General features: G+C 68.4%; 20 protein-coding genes. 7 read left to right on the plus strand and 13 right to left on the minus strand.

Translation table 11 applies throughout. The annotated features are described in order from the left end of the window. Positions 1 to 441: 441 nt before the first annotated feature. The 4 genes from ACOZ35_RS12950 to ACOZ35_RS12965 form a co-directional block, all read right to left on the minus strand. Positions 442 to 1617 carry an anion permease gene (locus ACOZ35_RS12950; protein ID WP_424013965.1) on the minus strand — a complete coding sequence of 392 codons (1176 nt, stop codon included), beginning with the start codon at positions 1615 to 1617 and terminating at the stop codon, positions 442 to 444. Positions 1618 to 1629: 12 nt separating this feature from the next. Then, on the minus strand, positions 1630 to 2091 hold the full coding sequence (locus tag ACOZ35_RS12955) for a YeeE/YedE family protein (protein WP_424013966.1): 462 nt from the start codon (positions 2089 to 2091) through the stop codon (positions 1630 to 1632). 127 nt (positions 2092 to 2218) lie between these two features. Beyond that, the gene (locus tag ACOZ35_RS12960; RefSeq protein WP_424013967.1) at positions 2219 to 2776 is read right to left on the minus strand and encodes a YeeE/YedE family protein; all 558 of its coding nucleotides are present in this window, start codon (positions 2774 to 2776) and stop codon (positions 2219 to 2221) included. 8 nt (positions 2777 to 2784) lie between these two features. After that, complete coding sequence (locus tag ACOZ35_RS12965) at positions 2785 to 3978, minus strand: MBL fold metallo-hydrolase (protein WP_424013968.1); 1194 nt, start codon at positions 3976 to 3978, stop codon at positions 2785 to 2787. 247 nt (positions 3979 to 4225) lie between these two features. On the opposite strand from ACOZ35_RS12965, the gene ACOZ35_RS12970 reads away from it, so the two are divergent. Together ACOZ35_RS12970 and ACOZ35_RS12975 are read left to right on the plus strand one after the other, a co-directional pair. Next, a complete protein-coding gene (locus ACOZ35_RS12970; RefSeq protein WP_424013969.1) occupies positions 4226 to 4471 on the plus strand; it encodes a sulfurtransferase TusA family protein in 246 nt (81 codons plus the stop codon). Positions 4472 to 4473: 2 nt separating this feature from the next. Continuing rightward, positions 4474 to 5067, plus strand: coding sequence for a DsrE/DsrF/DrsH-like family protein (locus ACOZ35_RS12975; protein WP_424013970.1), 594 nt, complete (start codon positions 4474 to 4476; stop codon positions 5065 to 5067). 49 nt (positions 5068 to 5116) lie between these two features. Here the strand turns inward: ACOZ35_RS12975 and ACOZ35_RS12980 are convergent, their stop codons facing one another. The 6 genes from ACOZ35_RS12980 to ACOZ35_RS13005 form a co-directional block, all read right to left on the minus strand. Further along, positions 5117 to 5755 (minus strand): DUF1641 domain-containing protein, encoded by a 639-nt coding sequence (locus ACOZ35_RS12980; RefSeq protein WP_424013971.1) that lies wholly within the window; start codon positions 5753 to 5755, stop codon positions 5117 to 5119. 2 nt (positions 5756 to 5757) lie between these two features. Next, entirely contained in the window at positions 5758 to 6903 is a 1146-nt protein-coding gene (locus ACOZ35_RS12985; RefSeq protein ID WP_424013972.1) for an NAD(P)/FAD-dependent oxidoreductase, read from the minus strand. Next, positions 6900 to 7136: a sulfurtransferase TusA family protein gene (locus tag ACOZ35_RS12990; protein WP_424013973.1), complete on the minus strand. Its 237-nt coding sequence runs from the start codon at positions 7134 to 7136 to the stop codon at positions 6900 to 6902. Before ACOZ35_RS12990 ends, ACOZ35_RS12985 begins: the two co-directional genes overlap by 4 nt. A 119-nt stretch (positions 7137 to 7255) precedes the next feature. Then, positions 7256 to 7858 carry a class I SAM-dependent methyltransferase gene (locus tag ACOZ35_RS12995; RefSeq protein ID WP_424013974.1) on the minus strand — a complete coding sequence of 201 codons (603 nt, stop codon included), beginning with the start codon at positions 7856 to 7858 and terminating at the stop codon, positions 7256 to 7258. 221 nt (positions 7859 to 8079) lie between these two features. Continuing rightward, positions 8080 to 9372, minus strand: a complete 1293-nt coding sequence (locus tag ACOZ35_RS13000) for a M20 family metallopeptidase (protein WP_424013975.1) — start codon at positions 9370 to 9372, stop codon at positions 8080 to 8082. A 101-nt stretch (positions 9373 to 9473) separates the two neighbouring features. After that, positions 9474 to 9908 (minus strand): helix-turn-helix domain-containing protein, encoded by a 435-nt coding sequence (locus ACOZ35_RS13005; protein WP_424013976.1) that lies wholly within the window; start codon positions 9906 to 9908, stop codon positions 9474 to 9476. A 162-nt stretch (positions 9909 to 10070) separates the two neighbouring features. Between ACOZ35_RS13005 and ACOZ35_RS13010 the strand changes: the two genes are divergently transcribed. The 5 genes from ACOZ35_RS13010 (at position 10071) to prf1 (ending at position 15578) form a co-directional block, all read left to right on the plus strand. Beyond that, positions 10071 to 10511 (plus strand): DUF302 domain-containing protein, encoded by a 441-nt coding sequence (locus ACOZ35_RS13010; RefSeq protein ID WP_424013977.1) that lies wholly within the window; start codon positions 10071 to 10073, stop codon positions 10509 to 10511. An 82-nt stretch (positions 10512 to 10593) separates the two neighbouring features. Beyond that, on the plus strand, positions 10594 to 11529 hold the full coding sequence (locus ACOZ35_RS13015) for an NAD-dependent epimerase/dehydratase family protein (protein ID WP_424013978.1): 936 nt from the start codon (positions 10594 to 10596) through the stop codon (positions 11527 to 11529). Between the two features lie 546 nt (positions 11530 to 12075). Continuing rightward, a complete protein-coding gene (gene argS, locus ACOZ35_RS13020) occupies positions 12076 to 13884 on the plus strand; it encodes an arginine--tRNA ligase (RefSeq protein WP_424013979.1) in 1809 nt (602 codons plus the stop codon). A 77-nt stretch (positions 13885 to 13961) separates the two neighbouring features. After that, positions 13962 to 14222, plus strand: a complete 261-nt coding sequence (locus ACOZ35_RS13025) for a glutathione S-transferase N-terminal domain-containing protein (protein ID WP_424013980.1) — start codon at positions 13962 to 13964, stop codon at positions 14220 to 14222. Positions 14223 to 14327: 105 nt separating this feature from the next. Beyond that, positions 14328 to 15578 carry a peptide chain release factor aRF-1 gene (gene prf1, locus ACOZ35_RS13030; RefSeq protein WP_424013981.1) on the plus strand — a complete coding sequence of 417 codons (1251 nt, stop codon included), beginning with the start codon at positions 14328 to 14330 and terminating at the stop codon, positions 15576 to 15578. Positions 15579 to 15609: 31 nt separating this feature from the next. Here the strand turns inward: prf1 and ACOZ35_RS13035 are convergent, their stop codons facing one another. The 3 genes from ACOZ35_RS13035 to sufD all read right to left on the minus strand — a co-directional run bounded on the left by ACOZ35_RS13035 (position 15610) and on the right by sufD (position 17982). Continuing rightward, positions 15610 to 16053 (minus strand): metal-dependent transcriptional regulator, encoded by a 444-nt coding sequence (locus tag ACOZ35_RS13035; protein WP_424013982.1) that lies wholly within the window; start codon positions 16051 to 16053, stop codon positions 15610 to 15612. Between the two features lie 43 nt (positions 16054 to 16096). After that, positions 16097 to 16582, minus strand: coding sequence for a ferritin-like domain-containing protein (locus tag ACOZ35_RS13040; protein ID WP_424013983.1), 486 nt, complete (start codon positions 16580 to 16582; stop codon positions 16097 to 16099). Between the two features lie 185 nt (positions 16583 to 16767). Beyond that, positions 16768 to 17982: a Fe-S cluster assembly protein SufD gene (gene sufD, locus ACOZ35_RS13045; protein ID WP_424013984.1), complete on the minus strand. Its 1215-nt coding sequence runs from the start codon at positions 17980 to 17982 to the stop codon at positions 16768 to 16770. Position 17983 lies beyond the last annotated feature (1 nt).

Genomic DNA, 17983 nt, shown 5'->3' on the forward strand with positions numbered 1-17983 from the left:
CGGACCGTCGGTGGGAGTTGCGCTCGCCAAACTCGGAAGCTCCGGCGATTGTTTATAAATGACTGGCTGTGGATCGGCGGCGAACACCTCCAAGGCCCCAGTCACTCGCTTATAAATCGTTGATGGCGGATCGACGGCGAACGCCTCCAAAGCCCCAGCCGCGAGGTCGCAGTACGCTCGTTGCGCTCCTCGCTCGCTCCGCTCGCTGCGGTGCTTACGTCGCCTACTGCGACCTCGCGGCTGCCCCTTTGAGTCCCGCCCCGAACCGCCCCGCACAGCACCTCACGCCTCCCCAGCCTCGTCGCTGGCACCCTCCGCTTCGCTCCGGGAGCCAGCGACTCCCTCGCGCGTGCTGACTCGCGGCCTATCGGCCGCTCGCAGGCACGCGCCACCGCATCAGACTCGGACTTTATAAGAAATCGACGCCGCGGCGTGTTCTGTTTATAAAAGGAGCGCCGCGGCGGCGTACGCGAGCACGAACGCGAGGGCGAACGAGCCCGCCCACGCCCCCACCGTCACGAGGATCTTCCGGGCGTCCACCGCCGCCCGCCCGCCGACGGCCGCGCCGCTCCCGATGATCGCGCTCACGACGATCTCGTTGAACGAGACCGGCACGCCGAGCAGCACCGCCAGCTGCGCGATCAGAAACGACGGGACGAGCGCCGAGATGGAGCGGCGGGGCCCGAGCGAGGAGTAGTCCTGCGCGAGCGACTTGATCATCCGGGGCGCGCCGGTCCACGAGCCGACCAGCATCCCGAACCCGCCGCCGACGAGGACGGCGGTCGTCGACACCATCCCGACTTCGTCGAGCAGCGGGAGCAGCGGCCCGACCGCCAGCCCGACCTGACTCCCGCCCGCGGAGAACGCGACGAGCGAGCCCAACGCGAGCAGCACGCGCCGCAGTCCGCCCTCCTCGTCGCGGCTCACGTCCCACCAGACGACGGCCGCGACGGCCAGCGCCGCGAGGCCGGTGATCGCGACCGCCGACGCGAGCCCGTCGACCCCAAGCGTGTGCTGGGCGAGGCCACGGAGCGTGCCCGACTCGGGTCCGTCACCCAAGAAGCTGAATCGGACGTTCGCGAGGACGCTCCCGACGAGGCCGGCGAGGGCCGGGACGCTGTACCGCTCGGGGACGCCGGGCCGCGGGAGGACGCTGGCGAGCCCGAACGCGATGCCCCCGCCGACGAACGGCGTCAGCACCCAGACCGCGCCGATCTGTTGGTACTTCGCCCAGACCGGCGTCCCGCCGAGCGCGAGGCCGACGCCGATGACGGCGCCGGTCACCGTGAAGGCGGTCGCGATCGGAATCCCGGTGGCGATCCCGGCCGCCATCAGCCCCGCGCCGAGGACGAGCACGAGGATGACGCCGGCGATCGGCAGGCTGATGCCGCCGACGAGGCCGCTGCCGACGGCCTCCGAGACGCTGCTGCCCTGCGTCACGGCACCGGCGAAGCCGAAGACGCCCACCAGGAGGGCGGCCCGCATCGTTCCGATCGCGTTCGCGCCGACGGCGGGGGCGAACGGCGTCGCGCCGCTCGACCCGGCGCCGATCACCCACGCCATGAACAGGCTGGCGAGCGCCGCGCCGACGAAGAGGGCGATGAGAGCGGGGTCCATCGGGAGGGTGTGTCAGTCCGCGCCCGCCGCGGCGGCGTCGCGGGCCTGATTCCGGCTCCGCCAGTACCCCTGCGCGTACGCCCCGACGAACATCCCGCCGAGCGCCCAGAGGATGGTCACGTTGCCGACCCCGAGGCTGGCGTACGCGGCGCCCGGGCAGATCCCGGAGAGCCCCCAGCCGACGCCGAAGACGGCGCCGCCGACGAGCACGTTCCGGTCGAACGGCTTCAGCCGGCGCTCGTAGGGGTCGCCCGTGAGGGGCGCGGCGTCCCGGATCCGGGGAAGCAGCGCGAACGCGATCCCGGAGACGATCGCGGCCCCGAACATGACGAACGGGAGTCCCAGATCGTCGAACTGGAGGAAGTTCAACACGACCTCCGGCCGCGCCATGTGGCTGAATCCGAGCCCGAACCCGAAGATCAGGCCGCCGACGAACACCAGCGGCTTGAACAGCGGATGTCGGTCGTCGCTCACGTGTCGCTCCCTCCGGTCGCTCCCGTTCGCGCAGTTCGAGACGCTCGCCCCTCACGGCTCACAGGCGTTCGCCGTTCGCTCTCCGAGGCGCTCACTCCGTTTGCGCCTCGGTCCGCTCGCGTCTCGCTCATGGGCTCACCCCCAGCGCGGCGACGACCTGCGCGGTCCCGATCGCCACGGTCAGGAACGTCGCGACGCCGACCAGCGACGTCTTCGACGCCGAGCCGACGCCGCAGACGCCGTGGCCGGACGTACACCCCTTGCCGATCCGGGTCCCGATCCCGACCAGGATGCCGCCGAAGAACAGCCGCCACGGCTGGACGTCGGTCGTCCAGAGCGTCACGCCGGCGACCTCGTAGAGCTGACCGGTCGTTCCGGGCTCGTACAGCGAGCTGGTGACCAGCCCTGACTGGAACGTCGCGGCGAACGCGAGCCCGCCCAGGACGATCCCGGCCGTGAACACGAGCCGCCAGTCCCGCGAGCCGACGTACCGCTGAAACCGCGACTGGTCGGAGACGTACGACAGCGTCGACTCGAGGAACGTGCTCGCCCCGGCCGGGATTCCGGTTCCGACGTAGATGACGACGGTCCCGAGGCCGACGAGCAGCCCGCCGACGGCGTACCGGCTGATCCCGTTGGGGAACAGCTCGGCGAACGCCTGAAGCAGTACTGGGTCAGTGACCATTTGCGTCGTTAGTCACCCGCGAGCGAGTCCTGGCTGGCGGCGCAGTTGTTCGGCCCCAGCTCCAGGGTGAACGCCTCTTCGTCGTCGACGGCGTTCTGCCCGAGGTTCGTCGCGATGATGTCCTCGTAGTTGGCGGGGCGCGGCGGCATGTCCGAGAGGATCAGGTCAACGAAGTCCTCTTCGTCCATCGTGAGCGCGTCCATCTCCGCGACGAGCTCGCCGATCGGCGCCGTGTAGGTGCCGTCGTCGGCCGGGACGGCGGCGTCGCTGAAGTGCGCGCCGCCGATCAGCGTGTCGTCGGGCAGCGAGAGGACGCGGTCCTGGAGCGACTCGTACAGCATGCGCGCGGCGTCCGGCGCGCCCTCGTCGCCCTCCTCGAGGTCCGGGCGGGCGACGCTCTCGATGAAGAGCCCGTCGCCGGTCGCGAGCAGGCTCCCGTCGACGAGATAGGAGGTCATCCCGGTCGTGTGGCCGGGCGTGTGGACGGTCTCGATCGTCGCGTCACCGACCGCGAACGCGTCGCCGTCGGCGGCCGTGGTCAGCTCGTCCGCGTACGTGACGCCGCGGTCGACCGCGGCCTCGGGGATGACGCCTTCGACGCCCGCCGCGTCGAGGTCGCGCACCCCGGAGATGTGGTCGGCGTGGACGTGCGTGTCGAGCGCGTACGTCAGGTCGACGCCGAGGTCGTCCGCGTCGTCGAGGTAGCGGTCGGTGAAGGCCCGCAGCGGGTCGATGATCGCGGCCTCGCCGTCGTGATAGAGGAGGTAGCCGAGACAGCCCGAGGAGGGGCGCTGGTACTGGAGGAGCGTGCCGACGCCGTCGTAGCGCTCGACCTCGACGGCCTCGTAGATCCTCGCCCAGCCGTTCATCCCGTCTTCGAGGTGGTCGACGTCGTAGCCGCGCTCCGCGAGCGTCCCCGCGACGTACTCGCTGGCGCCGCCCTTCGCGCAGAGGACGGTCACCTCGCGGTCGTCGGGGATCTGATCGAGGACGTCGTCGTCGATCTCGTCGTCGAGGAACTGAAAGTACGGGACGTTGATCGACGTGACGTTCTCGCCGTCGATGCGCCACTCCTCGTAGTCGGACGTCATGCGCGTGTCGAGGATCGTGACGTCCTCGCCCGCGTCGATTCGGTCTTTGAGCGAGTCCGGGTCGACGGAGTCGACGTCGACGTCCGGAGTCGGAAAGTCGTCGGCATTCATGTTTTGCACTCGGTTCTACCGGACCGACGCACAAAAGCATTTTCATAGTATTTCCCTTTCTAAACAATACTCTGCTCGGATATATCCGTCAGATATTCTCTAGTTCCCTTTCAAACTGATTACAGGCCATCTAAACCGGTTTCACGTTATACAGTAGTTGGTGCCCTTCACAAGAACCAACAATCTTTTACCCCGCCGGAGGGTATTGTGCGATAGCTCCAATACAGACGGACGGAGCAGATACCCAATGAGTTCCGAATTCGACATCGCGGAGACGCTCGACGTGAAAGGCGCATCGTGCCCCATGCCAGTGGTGAAGACGAAGTCCGCCATCGACGACCTCGCCGCGGGCGAGGTCCTCGAAGTGCTGGCGACCGACCCCGGAAGCATGAGCGACATCGACGGCTGGGCCGACGGCACCGCGGGCGTCGAGCTCGTCGACCAGACGGAAGGCGACGACGTGTACAAACACTACGTCCGCAAGACGGAGTAACGATGGGGTCGGACACACCCGACGCGGCCGAGGACGCCCCCGAGGGAACCGACGGCGACGTCCCGACGCGCGCGGAGCTGGCCGCGCGCGTCGACGAGCTCGAGGACGCGCTCGCCGAGGCCGCCGACGAGGACGACGGCAAGAAGATGAGCATCATCGCCACGAAGGGGACGCTCGACATGGCGTACCCGCCGCTCATCCTCGCCAGCACCGCGGCCGCGTTCGGCTACGAGGTGACCGTCTTCCACACGTTCTGGGGGCTCGAGATCCTCCACGAGGAGCGCTCGAAGAACCTCAAGCTCAGCTCCGTCGGCAACCCGAACATGCCCGTCCCGAACGCGGTCGCCGCGCTCCCCGGCATGGACCGCGTGACGACGAAGATGATGGAGAAGAAGATCGCGGACAACGACACCGCCACGATCGAGGAGCTCCTCGAGACGAGCCTCGACATGGGCGTGGAGTTCCAGGCCTGCCAGATGACCATCGACCTGATGGGCTACGACGAGGACGACTTCTACGACGGCGTCACCACGGGCGTCGGCGCCGCGACCGCCCTTCAGGACATGGCCGAGGCGGACATTCAGCTCCTGGTCTAACCGCACAAAAACGAATCGCTGTTCCGATTCCCGAACTCCCGTTCTCCCGCTACGACTCCGTAGCAGTGCGCTCGCGGCCGGCGCGCTCGCGGCCGATCGCGCTCGCCACCGCCAGCAGATAGCCCAGCCCGTACTGGACCTCCGGGTCGCGCGCGCCGCGGAGCAGGCCGACTGGGCCGACCCGCTCGGGCGGCTCGCTTTCCGCCTCGCCGACGCCCTTCAGCAGCGTCTCGACGCCGTCGCGCGTGTCGTCGTCGGCCGCGGTCTGCGCCACCTCGCCGAGCGCGGCGCCGGTGCCGGCCAGCGACGTCACCATCTCGTCGTCGAGGGCCGCGGTCGCCAGCGACCCGACCTCGGCGATCTCGGACAGCTCGTCGAGCGTGCCGCTCCGCTGGAGTTCCAGCAGGGTGTCGAGCGCCGCCCGCAGCTCGTCGCCGTTCTCGCCGACGGTCTCGGCCAGCGCCACGGTCTCGTCGGTCGCGAGGCCGTCGGCGGACTCCGCGAGCGTCGACCCCGTGGCCGAGAGCTCGCGGACCATCTCGTCGTCGAGCGCGCTCTCGCCTAAGGAGAGCACGTCCAGCAGCTCGTTGACGGCGTCGAGCCGCTCCACGAACGCGGCGACCGCCTCGGGGTTCTCCGCGATCGCCGCCTCGAGGTCGGCCGGTTCGGAGGCTTCCGTCTCGGACATGGTCAGAGCAGCCCCCGCGCGGTGAGCCAGTAGGACTCGTTGTACGCCAGCTTCGACCAGTGGAGCTTCTCCGAGGGCGGCGCGGGCGACGGCGGGTTCTCGTAGTCGAACTCGACGAACGAGGCCGCGTCCATCCCGGTCTCGATGAAACACAGGGTCTTACCGTCGTACGTCGCCGTCGCCGGGCGCCCGCGGATCTCGCTGGCGAGACGCTGGCCGACGACGCCGGCTTGGTAGTGGGCGACGCTGCCCGCGTTCGGGACGCCGGTGTCGGCGGTGTCGCCGAGCGCGTAGACGTTCTCCGCGGCCTCGGCCTCCAAGGTGTGCTTGTCGACGTCGACCCAGCCGTCGTCGCCGAGCCCGGCCTCCTCGATCAGGTCGACGCCGCCGTGGGGCGGGATCGACACGAGGAGGTCGTAGTCGAGCTCGGTCCCCTCCATCGACGTGATCGTCTCCGCGTCGGGGTCGACCGACTCGGCGTTGAAGAACGTCTCCACGTTGATGTCGCGCTCCTCCATGATGGGGCGGGCCCACTCGGCGATGTGTGGGTTCCCGTGGACGCGCTGGATCGGGTACGTGTAGGTGATGTCGACGTCCTCGCGCAGGCCGCGCTCGCGGAACCAGTCGTCGGCCATGAAGACGAACTCCAGGGGCGCCGCCGGACACATGTGGGGCGTCCCGATCACGCTCAACACGAGCTCGCCCTCCGTGAACGACAGCAGCTCGTCGCGCAGGGCGGTCGCGCCCGACTCGCTGTAGTAGTCGTGGCCGCCCTCCGCGAGGCCGGGGATCTGCTCGGGCTCCAGCGTCGACCCTGTCGCCAAGACGAGGTGGTCGTACTCCATCGACGGCCCGGAACCGTCGAACCGGAGCCGCTGGGAGTCCGTGTCGATCTCGGACACGCGGTCGATCCGGAGGTCGACCGCGTCGTCGACCAGCTCGTCGAGCGCGCGGCGACCGTCCGCCGGCTCGCGCTGCCCGAACGGCACGTACAGCCAGACCGGCTTGTAGACGTGGTCGGGACCGTCGTTGATCAGGGTGACCTCGACGTCGCCCGCGTCGAGTTCAGGTTCGAGCCGGTCGGCGAGGTCGTTGGCGAGCACCGACCCGCCGGTCCCGCCGCCCACGATGACGACGCGTTCGGTCATGCTTTCTCCACGTAGAACGCGTTGTGGTCGTCGAGCTCTTCGACGGCGAGCAGCTCGTTGCCGGCCTCCTCGGCCCACTCGGGGACGTCGGTGAGCGACCCCTCGCTGTCGCTCAGGAGTCGGACGACGTCCCCGGACTCGGCGCCTCGGATCGCTCCGATGAGGTCCATCAGGGGGCCGGGGCACGCTGCGCCTCTGGCGTCGACGGTGTCGTCGGGTTCGATGTCGGTCATGGCAGTCTCACACCCGACAGTTACGGGGGCGGCCTATTAGTCTTGTGCGAGAATTCCACTATTCTAAAATGTGGGTGCTCGGGGCGCGCCGGCCGGCGGTAGTCGCCGTCTCGTGTATTTCACCCCTCTTCCCGACGGAATACGAGCGCGTAGTGGTACGGCGGCAGATCGACCCGCCGGTCGAGTTCGAACGCCGCGGCTCGGGTGACGGCCTCCGCCGTTTCCTCGGGGGTCATCCGCAGCTCCGTCGGGGGCCCCCGAGGCTCGTCTCCGACCGTCGTCGCCTCGCGCGGGCGGTCGTGCCAATTGACGACGACCAGGCTGCCGCCGGGTTCGATCGCCTCGAACGCCTCCTCGACGAACCCGGCGCGGTCGTCGACGCCGTGGAACGTGTTCGCCACGACGAGCGCGTCGACCGGTTCCGGGAGGAGCTCGGTCAGGTTCCGGGCGTCGCCGTGGACCGGCACGACGTTCTCGATCGCCTGTCGCTCGGCGAGCGATTCGAGCTCGGCGAGCAGCGTTTCGTCTAGGTCGACCGCGTACACGGGCGCGGGGTCGACGATCCGGGCGGCCGGGAGCGCGAAGTAGCCACTCCCGCAGCCGACCTCGGCGACCGACTGACCGGGCCCGAGCCCGAGGTCCCGGAGCGTCGCCCCCGGCGTCGGCCAGAGCCTGCCCCACCAGTCCCAGTCGGGCTGGCCGGTGTTCTGAAACCGCTCCATCGTCACCGACCACCCGACACGCTCACTCGCGGCGAGCGATGCGGAACGCCGAATCGGTCGATTCCGACGACTACGGAATCCCGACCGTCGCCCCCGCGGGGCCGTTCGTCCGTCGCATCAGTATTGTTTTTCATACCCATAAGCAAACTATTTCGCTATCTAACTCTTTCCCACCTGCTCCGGGTCGGTGGTGAGCGAGCCGTCTCGTCCGTCGTGGCCCGCTACCGGTCGATCTCTGCGCGCCACGCCGCCGGCAGCCGGGCGTACACGACCGCGTTGTCGACGAGCGCGTCGACGGGGACGTACTCGTCGGGCGCGTGGACGGTGTCGGTTCCCAGCGCGAACTCGACGGTCGAGATCCCGGCGTTCCGGAGCTTCTTGGCGTCGCCGCCGCCCGTGGCGCTCCGCCTGAAGACGCGGTCCCCCGTGACGGCGGCCGCCGTCGACGCGACGGCCTCGACGAGGGAGCTGTCCGGTGCTTCGGCGGTGCCGACGCTCCAAGAGACGTCGGCGATCGCGACCCCCTCGCAGTCGGCGACGCACTCGCGGATCCCCGCGAGCACGTCGGGCGTGTGGACGCCCGCCGTCAGCCGCACGTCGACCTCGGCGCGCGCGGAGCCCGGGACGGCGTTTATCACGTCGCCGCCCTCGAAGACGCCGAGGTTGATCGACGGGTATCGGAACAGGTCCCGCGCGGCCCCCTCGCCCATCGACGGGGCGTAGTACTCGACCGACTCCTCGACGATCGGCTCCATCTCGGCGTCGACGTCGAGCCGCTCGGTGCCGAATCGCCGGCGCAATGTCTCGACGGCGTCGTAGAGCCGGTCGACGGCGTTGACGCCGAGCATCGGTCGAGAGCCGTGGGCGCTCTCGCCGCTCGCCTCGAGCGTCAGCCAGATGCTCCCCCGGTCCGCGACCGTGACCGAGTGCCGGCCCGCCTCGCAGGTCGGCTCGCCGATCACGCACGCGTCCGCGTCGAGCAGCCCCGCGTCGAGCAGCGCCGGGAGCCCGGCGTCGCCGCCCACCTCCTCGTCGCTCACGAAGGCGAACAGGAGGTCGACGGGCGGGTCGGTTTCGGTCGCTGCGAAGGCTTGGATCGCGAACAGCAATGACGCGACGGCGCCCTTCATGTCGGTCGCGCCCCGGCCGTAGACGCGGTCGTCGTCACGGTCGTCGCGCTCGCCGAGCGGATCGCGTGTCCACGCGTCGGCGTCGAAGGGCACGGTGTCGAGGTGCCCGTTGAACAGCAGCGTGCGGTCGGAGGCGCCGGGGACCCGCACGAGGAGGTTCGGCTTCGCCGGGTCGACGGCGAACCGCTCGATGTCGACCGGAAGCGGGTCGAGGAACCGCTCGATCTCGGCGACGATCTCGCGCGTGTCGCCGGGCGGGTTCGACGTGTCGACCGCGAGCATTGCGAGGGCCAGCGAGACCAGCTCCTCGCGGTTGGCCCGCACGTACTCGGCGGGCGCGTCGTCGGTCGTCGGCGGTCGGGACGCTCCCGTGTCTTCGGCCATGCCCGTCCCTTCGATCCCCAGCGATTTATTTATTTGTATACTTCTCACAATACTGATGCGGCGGTCGGGGCGACGCTCGCGCGCTTGGAACCGGGCGGGAGCTAGGAACCGGGCCGGCGCTTGGAACCGGGCCGAATCGGCCGGTCCTCGCGCTCGGCCGTCTCCCGGCCGTATCGGTCTTCGAACTCCTGAACGAGCTGGCAGACGGTCGCGTACCAGCTGTTGAGCAGCCGCCGCATCTCGCGTGCGGCCTCTTCGGGCGCCCGCGGCCGGTACACGTAGTAGTACCCGCCCTGATCGTAGTTCACCTGCCGCTGTGCGACGACGCCGGCCTCGACGAGCCGCGAGATCGACCGGTACGCCGTCGAGCGCTCGCAGTCCAGCCGGTCCGCCACGTCGTCGACGGTGAGCTCCTCGTTCGCCCCGTGGAGCGCCTGAAACACCGCCCGGTCCCGCTCGTTGAGCCCGTGAACGCACTCCAAGAGGTCCAGACACTCCATGTCGCGTTCGAGGTCCCCGCGCACTGAACCGGTCATTATATCTGACAGTAGGGCGACAGAGCGAGTTAAAGTTGTTCCCGAATAGCACAATACTATTGCTGCCGGAAGCCGTCCCGACGAGGTCGCTCGGTCGCTTCTCCGATCTCTCGGTGTGCTATCCGAAGGGTCTTTGTTACGTAGGCCCAAGACAGTACACGAATGACGCTTCCAATCGACCCGAGTCAGATCGACCCGGACGACATCGGCGAAAAGCAGACCACCCTCGAGATGGGCCACGAGGAGGCGATCGAACACGTCCGCGAGGTGTTCACCGACGCCGGATTCGGCGTCCCCGTCGAGTTCTCGCCGTCCGAGATGCTCAACGAGAAGGTCGACGCGGGTCGCGACCCCTACTACGTGTTGGGCGCGTGTAACCCGGACGTCGCCGACCGCGCGCTCGACGCGACCGACAACAAGCTCGGCGCGCTGATGGCGTGTAACGTCGTCATCTGGGAGGAGGAGCCCGGCGTCCAGCGCGTCTACCACGTCTCGATCATGCGTATCGCCCGGCTCGTGGGCATGGCGCCCGACGACGACGAGATGGCGGACATCGTCGCCGACACCGGTGAAATCGTCGACGAGGCGTTCGAGAACCTGTAGTCGCGTTCCACCGCTGTTCCCGTCCCGCTCGACTCCCGTTCCGATTCCACACGTACTTATCCGCGACCGCCGACCGACCGGTATGAACCTCGCCGATTCGCGCGTCCTCGTCACCGGGGGTGCCGGCCTCGTCGGGAGCCACCTCGCCGCCGCGCTGCTCGACCGCGGCGCGACCGTCCGCGTCGCCGACGACCTCTCGAAGGGGACCCGAGATCGGGTGCCCGAGAGCGCGGAGTTCGTCGAGGCGGACATGACCGATCCCGACGCCGTCGCCCGCGCGGTCACGGGCGACCTCGACGTCGTCTTCCACTTCGCGGCGTACACCGACACGAACTACGACGACGACCGCGCGTTATTCGAGGAGAACACCGCGATGACGTACAACGTCTTGGAGCGGATGCGCGAGGTCGGGGTCGACCGCTTCGCGTTCACCTCCTCGTCGACGGTGTACGGCGAGGCGCCGCGGCCGACGCCCGAGGACTACGCGCCGATGGAGCCCATCTCGATGTACGGCTCCGCGAAGCTCGCGGACGAGGCGCTGATCTCGACGTTCGCGCACTCCTACGGTGTTCAGTCGTGGGTGTTCCGGTTCGCGAACATCGTCGGCCCGCGCCAGCGCGGCAACGTGATCCCCGACTTCATCGAGAAGTTAGACGAGGACCCGACGGAGCTTGAGATCCTCGGCGACGGCCGCCAGGAGAAGTCGTACATGCACGTCTCCGAGTGCGTCGACGCCATCCAGCACGTCGTCGAGCACGCGGACGACGACCTGAACACGTACAACCTCGGGACGCGGACCACCACCTCGGTGACCCGGATCGCCGACATCGTGAGCGAGGAACTCGGCGTCGACCCCGAGTACAGCTACACCGGCGGCGACCGCGGCTGGACCGGCGACGTGCCGAAGATGCGCCTGTCGATCGAGAAGCTGTCTGCCCTGGGGTGGGAGCCGTCGATCGAGAGCGACGCGGCCGTGCGGCGCAGCGCGCGGGAGCTGATCGACGAGATTGTCTCATAAGTAGTGGCAGACGGATGCTGTGACATCCCGAATCGCCGTTCGGAAGGACTATTTATAAATCGTTGACTGCGGCCGACCGAGGTCGCCTCCAAAGCTCCAGCCGCTCATTTATAAATGACTGAGAATAGATCGGCGGTGAGTGCCTCCAAAGCTCCCGTCGCTCGCTTATAAATAACTGAGAACAGATCGGCGGTGAGTGCCTCCAAAGCCCCAGCCGGGAGGCGGGCGCACGCTCGTTGCGCGCTTCGGTCGCTCGCGGTGCTCGCTCCCTCCAGTGCTTACGTCGCCTGCGCCCGCCTCCCGGCTGCCCCTTTGAGTCCCACCCCACAGCACCGCAACCGCACCTCACACCTCCCCAGCCTCGTCGGTCGCCGTCGCTTCGCTCGGCGACCGACTCCCTCGCGCGTGCGACTCGCGCCCTCCGGGCGCTCGTCGGCACGCGCCACCGCAATTCAGCATAATCGGTGTTCTGTCTCCTCCGATCCCACGTCTCGCCCGCCGAGCCGCTTCGGAAGGGCCTTTTAACTCGCCCGTCGAACGGACGGTATGTTCAGGCAGTTCCGGTCGGAGGTCGAGGCGGCGCTCGCGGATGCGCTCGGCTCGCTCGACCTCCCGACCGATGACCTCGGCATCGAACGCCCGCCCGACGACATGGACGCGACGCTCGCCTCCAGCGTCGCCTTCCGACTCGCGGGCGAGGTCGGCGACGCGCCGCCGAACGTCGCGGCGACGGTCGCGGAGGCGGTGTCTGTCGAGGGAAGCGACTACGTCGCGAGCGTCGACACCGCGGGGCCGTATGTCAACTTCCACGCGAACGAGCGCTACCTCGCGGACACGCTCGACGCGGCCGCGGTCGACGCCGACTACGGCGCGCTCCCCGACCGGGACACCTCGGTCGTGGTCGAGCACACCAGCGCGAACCCGACCGGTCCGGTCCACGTCGGTCGCGCGCGCAACCCCATCGTCGGCGACGCCGTGGCGAACCTGCTGGAGTACGCGGGCTACGACGTCGACCGCCACTACTACGTCAACGACGCCGGCCGGCAGATGGCGGTGTTCACGTGGGCGTACGAGCGGTTCGACGAGTCCGACCTCGACGCGGAGCCCGCGCGCGACCGCGCCGAGTACGACCTCGTGCGCTACTACCGGAAGGGGAACGCCTTCTTGGAGGAGGCCGACGCCGACGCGGTCGAGGCCGCGGAGGAAGAGATTCAGTCGATCCTTCAGGGGCTCGAAGCCGGCGACGAGGAGACGTACGAGCGCGTCGGCGAGGTCGTCAACACTGTCCTCGGCGGGATGAAAGACTGCCTCGGCCGCCTCCCCGCGGAGTTCGACGAGTTCGTCAAGGAGACGCGGTTCATGCGCGACGGCTCCACGGACGACATCGCTGCGCGGCTCAAGGAGACCGACCAGGCCGTCTACGAGGAGGACGCCTGGCAGCTGGAGCTCGACGAGTGGGGGATCGACAAGAACCTCGTCTTCCTGCGCTCGGACGACACCAGCCTCTACACGACCCGCGACCTGGCGCACCACGAGTGGAAGTTCGACAACTACGACCGCGCCGTCACCGTCCTCGGCGAGGACCACAAGCTGCAGGCCGACCAGCTCGACGCGACCCTCGAACTGCTCGGCAACGACGCCGACCGGCTCGGCCACGTCATCTACTCGTACGTCAACCTCCCCGACGGGAAGATGTCGACCCGGAAGGGGACCGGCGTGATGCTCGACGACCTGCTCGACGAGGCGATCGACCGCGCCCGCGAGGCGGTCGAGTCCCGGATGGACGACCGCATCCGCGACGACGACCTCACCGACGAGGACGTCGAGCGCATCGCCCACCAGGTCGGGATCGGCGCGGTCCGGTACGACATCGTCTCGAAGCAGCCCGCGAAGGCGATCACCTTCGAGTGGGAGGACGCCTTGGACTTCGAGGCGCAGTCGGCCCCGTTCGTCCAGTACGTCCACGCGCGCTGCGCCGGCATCCTCGGCGAGGCCGCTGCCGCCGGAATCGACGTGCCGGGCGTGACCGCGGACGCCGACGGCGAGGTCGACCTCGACGCGCTGGACGTGGACGCGAGCGCGCTCGAAACCGACGCGGCCCGCGACCTCCTCCGGGAGGTCGCGCGCTTCCCCGCCGCGATCGAGGCCGCCGCGGACGACTTAGAACCGCACACGATCGCGACGTTTACCCGCGAGTTCGCGGACGCGTACAACGCCTTCTACCGCGAGTGCCCGGTCGTGACCGCTGAGACCGACGAGCTGCGCGACGCCCGCGTCGCGGTCGTCGCGGCCGCGAAACACACGATGGCGAACGCGCTCGACGTGCTGGGCGTCGAGGCCCCGGAGTCGATGTAGCGCCGGGAGGGACGCTCCCGCGCCGGCGCTCGCACCGCCCGCAAACTGTTTTCTTCCGGCGACCGTATCCTCGACCGATGCTCGAACTTTACCAGTCGGAAGGCTGCCCGCACAGCGCGAAGGTCCGCGAGACGCTCTCCGAGCTCGGCGTCTCCTACGTCGCGCACAACCCGCGGCTTCCCGGCGACGTCGGGGGCGACGTGACGAACGAGGTGACCCACGGCGAGCTCACCGCGGTCGGTGACGACCAGATCCCGTACCTCGTCGACACCGACCGCGGCGTCACGATGTACGAGAGCGACGACATCGTCGACTACCTCGAGGAGCACTACGCTTGAGAACGAACCCCCTGATGCGGTTGCTCACGGCCGAGGCGGGGCGTTTCACCGGGGAGAGCCCGTAGGTCAAAGCTTACTTACCCGCACGGGAGCGAACCCTAGGTAATGAGCAGCGACGCACAGAAGGCGAACGAGGACCGCCGGAAGTACGAGTTCCGCAAGGTCATCGAGGAGCTCAAAGACTACGAGGGCTCCGGCACCCAGCTCGTCACCATCTACATCCCCGAAGACAGGCAGATCTCCGACGTGGTGGCCCACGTCACGCAGGAACACAGCGAGGCGTCGAACATCAAGTCCAAGCAGACTCGGACGGCCGTCCAAGACGCGCTGACGTCTATCAAGGACCGACTGCGCTACTACGACACCTTCCCGCCCGAGAACGGCATCGTGATCTTCTCGGGCGCCATCGACGCGGGTGGCGGGCAGACCGACATGGTCACCCGGACGCTGGAGTCGCCCCCGCAGCCCGTCGAGTCGTTCCGCTACCACTGCGACTCGGAGTTCCTCACGGAACCGCTCGAGCACATGCTCGAAGACTCCGGGCTGTTCGGGCTCATCGTCTTGGACCGCCGCGAGGCGAACGTCGGCTGGCTGAAGGGGAAACGCGTCGAGCCCGTCAAGTCCGCCTCCTCGCTCGTCCCCGGCAAACAGCGGAAGGGGGGTCAGTCCGCACAGCGGTTCGCCCGCCTGCGCCTCGAAGCCATCGACAATTTCTATCAGGAGGTCGCGGGGATGGCCGACGACCTCTTCGTCGACAAGCGCCACGAGCTGGACGGCATCCTCGTCGGCGGCCCCTCGCCGACGAAAGACGAGTTCCTCGACGGCGACTACCTCCACCACGAGCTACAAGACAAGGTGCTCGGCAAGTTCGACGTCGCCTACACCGACGAGTCCGGCCTGAAGGACCTCGTCGACAACGCCAGCGAGGCACTCGCCGACCAGGAGATCGTCGAGGACAAACGCAACATGGAGGAGTTCTTCGAGAAGCTCAACACCGGCGAGGAGGCGACCTACGGGTTCGAACAGACCCGCCGGAACCTCATCATGGGCTCCGTCGACCGGCTGCTCATCTCCGAGGACCTCCGCTCCGACGTCGTCGTCTACGAGTGCCCCAACGGCCACGAGGAGTACGAGGTGCTCGACGCCCGCCACTCGACGCCCGACCACGAGTGCAGCGAGTGCGGCGAGGCGGCCGACGTCGAGGAACGCGAGGACGTCATCGAACACCTGATGGCCATCGCGGAACAGCGCGGGACGGACACGAAGTTCATCTCCACGGACTTCGAGAAGGGCGAACAGCTGCTCGACGCGTTCGGCGGGATCGCCGGCATTTTGCGGTACTCAACGGGCGTCTAAAGAGCGCTGACGGGGCTTTCTGCGGCCGTTCCTACTGCTGTTCCGGCTCGACCGGCGCCGCCGCGACCTCCAGGCACGCGCAGGCGTCGGACTCGGGGTCGAAGCAGTCCGGACACTCCGGCTGGCGGTCGATGATCGTGTCGAGCCGCTCCGCCACCGTGTCGTCGATGACGGCCTCCAGCTCGCGGGCCTCCGCCTGGAAATCCTCGACCGCGAGGACGTTCGCGAGGAACCGCTCGATGATGCAGTAGGTCTGGAGGGCGTCCCGTGCCCGGACGATGCCGTCGTCGGTGAGTTTGACGCCCTTGTACTTCTCGTGTTCCGCGAGCCCGCGCTCTTCGAGCTTGCCGATCATCTCGTTGGCGCTAGCCGGGCTGACGCCGAGCGCGTCGGCTATCGACCCGGTCGAGGCGGGGCCGTCTTCGCTGTCCTGTACGACGTATATCGTCTTGAGGTACTGATCTGCGGTGTTCACGGCTGTCCTCCGTCGGCGCTCGTCGGCGACTCGTCTGCCCGGTTCATCGGCGCTCCATGACCTCCGTGACCTCGCGTACGCCCTCGGCCTCCTCGTCGCGGATCGTCGTCAGGGTGGCGAGCAGCTCCTCGCGGTCGATCGAGAACGCGGCGTCGGAGTCCTCGATCGCCTCGATGAGGTCGTCGTAGAACTTGTACGCCGTCTCTTCGTTGCACAGCTGGTCGTACAACACGTCGTCGAAGTCCTCCGGCCGCGTCCGCCCGTAGCGAGCGTCGACCAGCGACTCGATCTCGCCGAACGGGACGCTGTCGACGCCGAGCCCCTCGACGAGCGACTCCAGCCGCTCGCGGTGGTCTGCGGACTCCTCGGCGGCGTCCGCGAGCAGCGTCTCCACCTCCTCGTCGAGCTCGGCGTCCAGCTGCTGGTAGTGGCGGTGCGTTCGCGCTTCGACGACCTCCTCGAGCACGATTCCGATCTGGAGCAGCCGCGCGAGCTGGTCGTCGGAGGCGACCCGCTGGCTCACGCTCACCGCGACCACCCGAGACGGCGCGATACGCGGGTTCGCATACTCCCGACTCGGGCGTCGTCGGTCTTAAGCCGTTCCCCTCGCGCACCGGCCGCTCCGCGGCGGGTCGAGAGTACAAATCCGTTCGGCGGGTAAAAAACGAGCGGGCGGGTGAAAAACGAGCGGGCGAGCGAGGACGACCGTGCGGCCTACTGGAGGCGCTCCAAGACGAGCTCCTGGACGTCGTCGCGGAACTCGTCGACGGCGATCTCCTCTAAGACGGGCACGAAGAAGCCCTCGACGAGCATGTTCCGGGCCGTCCGCGAGTCGATCGAGCGGCTCTCGAGGTAGAACAGGTCCTCGGCGTCGACCTGGCCGACCGTCGCGGAGTGGGAGGCCTCGGTGTCGTGGTTGTGGATGATCAGCTTCGGCGACGCGTCGGCCTCGGCGTCGTCCGACAGCATCAGCGTGTTCTCGCGCTGGTAGCTGGAGGTGTTCCACGCGTCCTCGCCGACGTCCTGAACCCCCTCGTAGACGGAGCGGGCGACGTCGTCGAGCACGCCGCGGGTGACGAGGTCGGCGGTCGTCTGCTCGGCCTGGTGCCACACGCGGGCGTTGATGTCGAAGTGCTGGTCGTCCGTGCCGAAGAACGTCCCGACGATCTGGCTCTCAGAGCCGTCGCCGTTGAGCTCGGTCTCGATGTCGGAGCGGGTGAGCTTCGAGCCGAAGTTGCTCTCGATCCAGTCGACCGTCGCGTACGTGTCCGTCACGCCGCGCTTCAGCGAGTAGGTGTACGCGTCCGAATCGAGGTTCTGGAGCGAGCCGAACTGGACGTTCGCGTTCTCGCCCGCGACGACCTCGACGAGGTTCGAGAAGTACCGGTCGTCGCTGACCTCGGCGTCACCGGACTCGATCGACTCGAGGATCGTCACGGACGACGACTCCTCGGCGACGACGAGCGTCTGGCTGAACAGCGAGCGGGAGTTCATCTCCGCGCGCACCGTCACGTCCTCGACGTCGACGCCCTCGGGGACGTAGACGAACGTGCCCGTGGTGAACAGCGCGACCGAGAGCGCCGTGAGGTAGTTGTGTTCGGGGTCGAGGACGGAGCCGAAGTTCGCCTCGATGACGTCGCCGTACTCGTCGAGCGCCTCGGTGAACGGGAGGACGACGACCTCGTCGTCGCCCGCGGTCCGCTCGGTCTCGTCCGCTTGGTTCAGCGGGTCGACGAGCGCTTCGAAGTCCAGCGCCTCCAGGTCGGTCCAGCGGCGGCCCGGCGTCTGGATGACGTCGGGCAGCTCGGCCGTCTCCAGCGCGGACAGCGCGTTCAGACGGGTCTCTAAGAGCCACTCGGGCTCGTCGCGTTCGTCGGCGATGCGTCGTACCGTGTCCTCCGAGAGGCTCTCGATTGCTTGCGTGCTCATG

The organism is Halorubrum xinjiangense, from assembly GCF_049604745.1.
Lineage (GTDB): Archaea > Halobacteriota > Halobacteria > Halobacteriales > Haloferacaceae > Halorubrum > Halorubrum xinjiangense_A.

Bases quoted from the DNA above. Each gene is read 5' to 3' on its own strand.
- ACOZ35_RS12950 (WP_424013965.1), bottom strand. From the start codon at position 1,617: ATGGACCCCGCTCTCATCGCCCTCTTCGTCGGCGCGGCGCTCGCCAGC.
- ACOZ35_RS12960 (WP_424013967.1), bottom strand. From the start codon at position 2,776: ATGGTCACTGACCCAGTACTGCTTCAGGCGTTCGCCGAGCTGTTCCCC.
- ACOZ35_RS12965 (WP_424013968.1), bottom strand. From the start codon at position 3,978: ATGAATGCCGACGACTTTCCGACTCCGGACGTCGACGTCGACTCCGTC.
- ACOZ35_RS12970 (WP_424013969.1), top strand. From the start codon at position 4,226: ATGAGTTCCGAATTCGACATCGCGGAGACGCTCGACGTGAAAGGCGCA.
- ACOZ35_RS12975 (WP_424013970.1), top strand. From the start codon at position 4,474: ATGGGGTCGGACACACCCGACGCGGCCGAGGACGCCCCCGAGGGAACC.
- ACOZ35_RS12980 (WP_424013971.1), bottom strand. From the start codon at position 5,755: ATGTCCGAGACGGAAGCCTCCGAACCGGCCGACCTCGAGGCGGCGATC.
- ACOZ35_RS12985 (WP_424013972.1), bottom strand. From the start codon at position 6,903: ATGACCGAACGCGTCGTCATCGTGGGCGGCGGGACCGGCGGGTCGGTG.
- ACOZ35_RS12990 (WP_424013973.1), bottom strand. From the start codon at position 7,136: ATGACCGACATCGAACCCGACGACACCGTCGACGCCAGAGGCGCAGCG.
- ACOZ35_RS12995 (WP_424013974.1), bottom strand. From the start codon at position 7,858: ATGGAGCGGTTTCAGAACACCGGCCAGCCCGACTGGGACTGGTGGGGC.
- ACOZ35_RS13000 (WP_424013975.1), bottom strand. From the start codon at position 9,372: ATGGCCGAAGACACGGGAGCGTCCCGACCGCCGACGACCGACGACGCG.
- ACOZ35_RS13005 (WP_424013976.1), bottom strand. From the start codon at position 9,908: ATGACCGGTTCAGTGCGCGGGGACCTCGAACGCGACATGGAGTGTCTG.
- ACOZ35_RS13010 (WP_424013977.1), top strand. From the start codon at position 10,071: ATGACGCTTCCAATCGACCCGAGTCAGATCGACCCGGACGACATCGGC.
- ACOZ35_RS13015 (WP_424013978.1), top strand. From the start codon at position 10,594: ATGAACCTCGCCGATTCGCGCGTCCTCGTCACCGGGGGTGCCGGCCTC.
- argS (WP_424013979.1), top strand. From the start codon at position 12,076: ATGTTCAGGCAGTTCCGGTCGGAGGTCGAGGCGGCGCTCGCGGATGCG.
- ACOZ35_RS13025 (WP_424013980.1), top strand. From the start codon at position 13,962: ATGCTCGAACTTTACCAGTCGGAAGGCTGCCCGCACAGCGCGAAGGTC.
- prf1 (WP_424013981.1), top strand. From the start codon at position 14,328: ATGAGCAGCGACGCACAGAAGGCGAACGAGGACCGCCGGAAGTACGAG.
- sufD (WP_424013984.1), bottom strand. From the start codon at position 17,982: ATGAGCACGCAAGCAATCGAGAGCCTCTCGGAGGACACGGTACGACGC.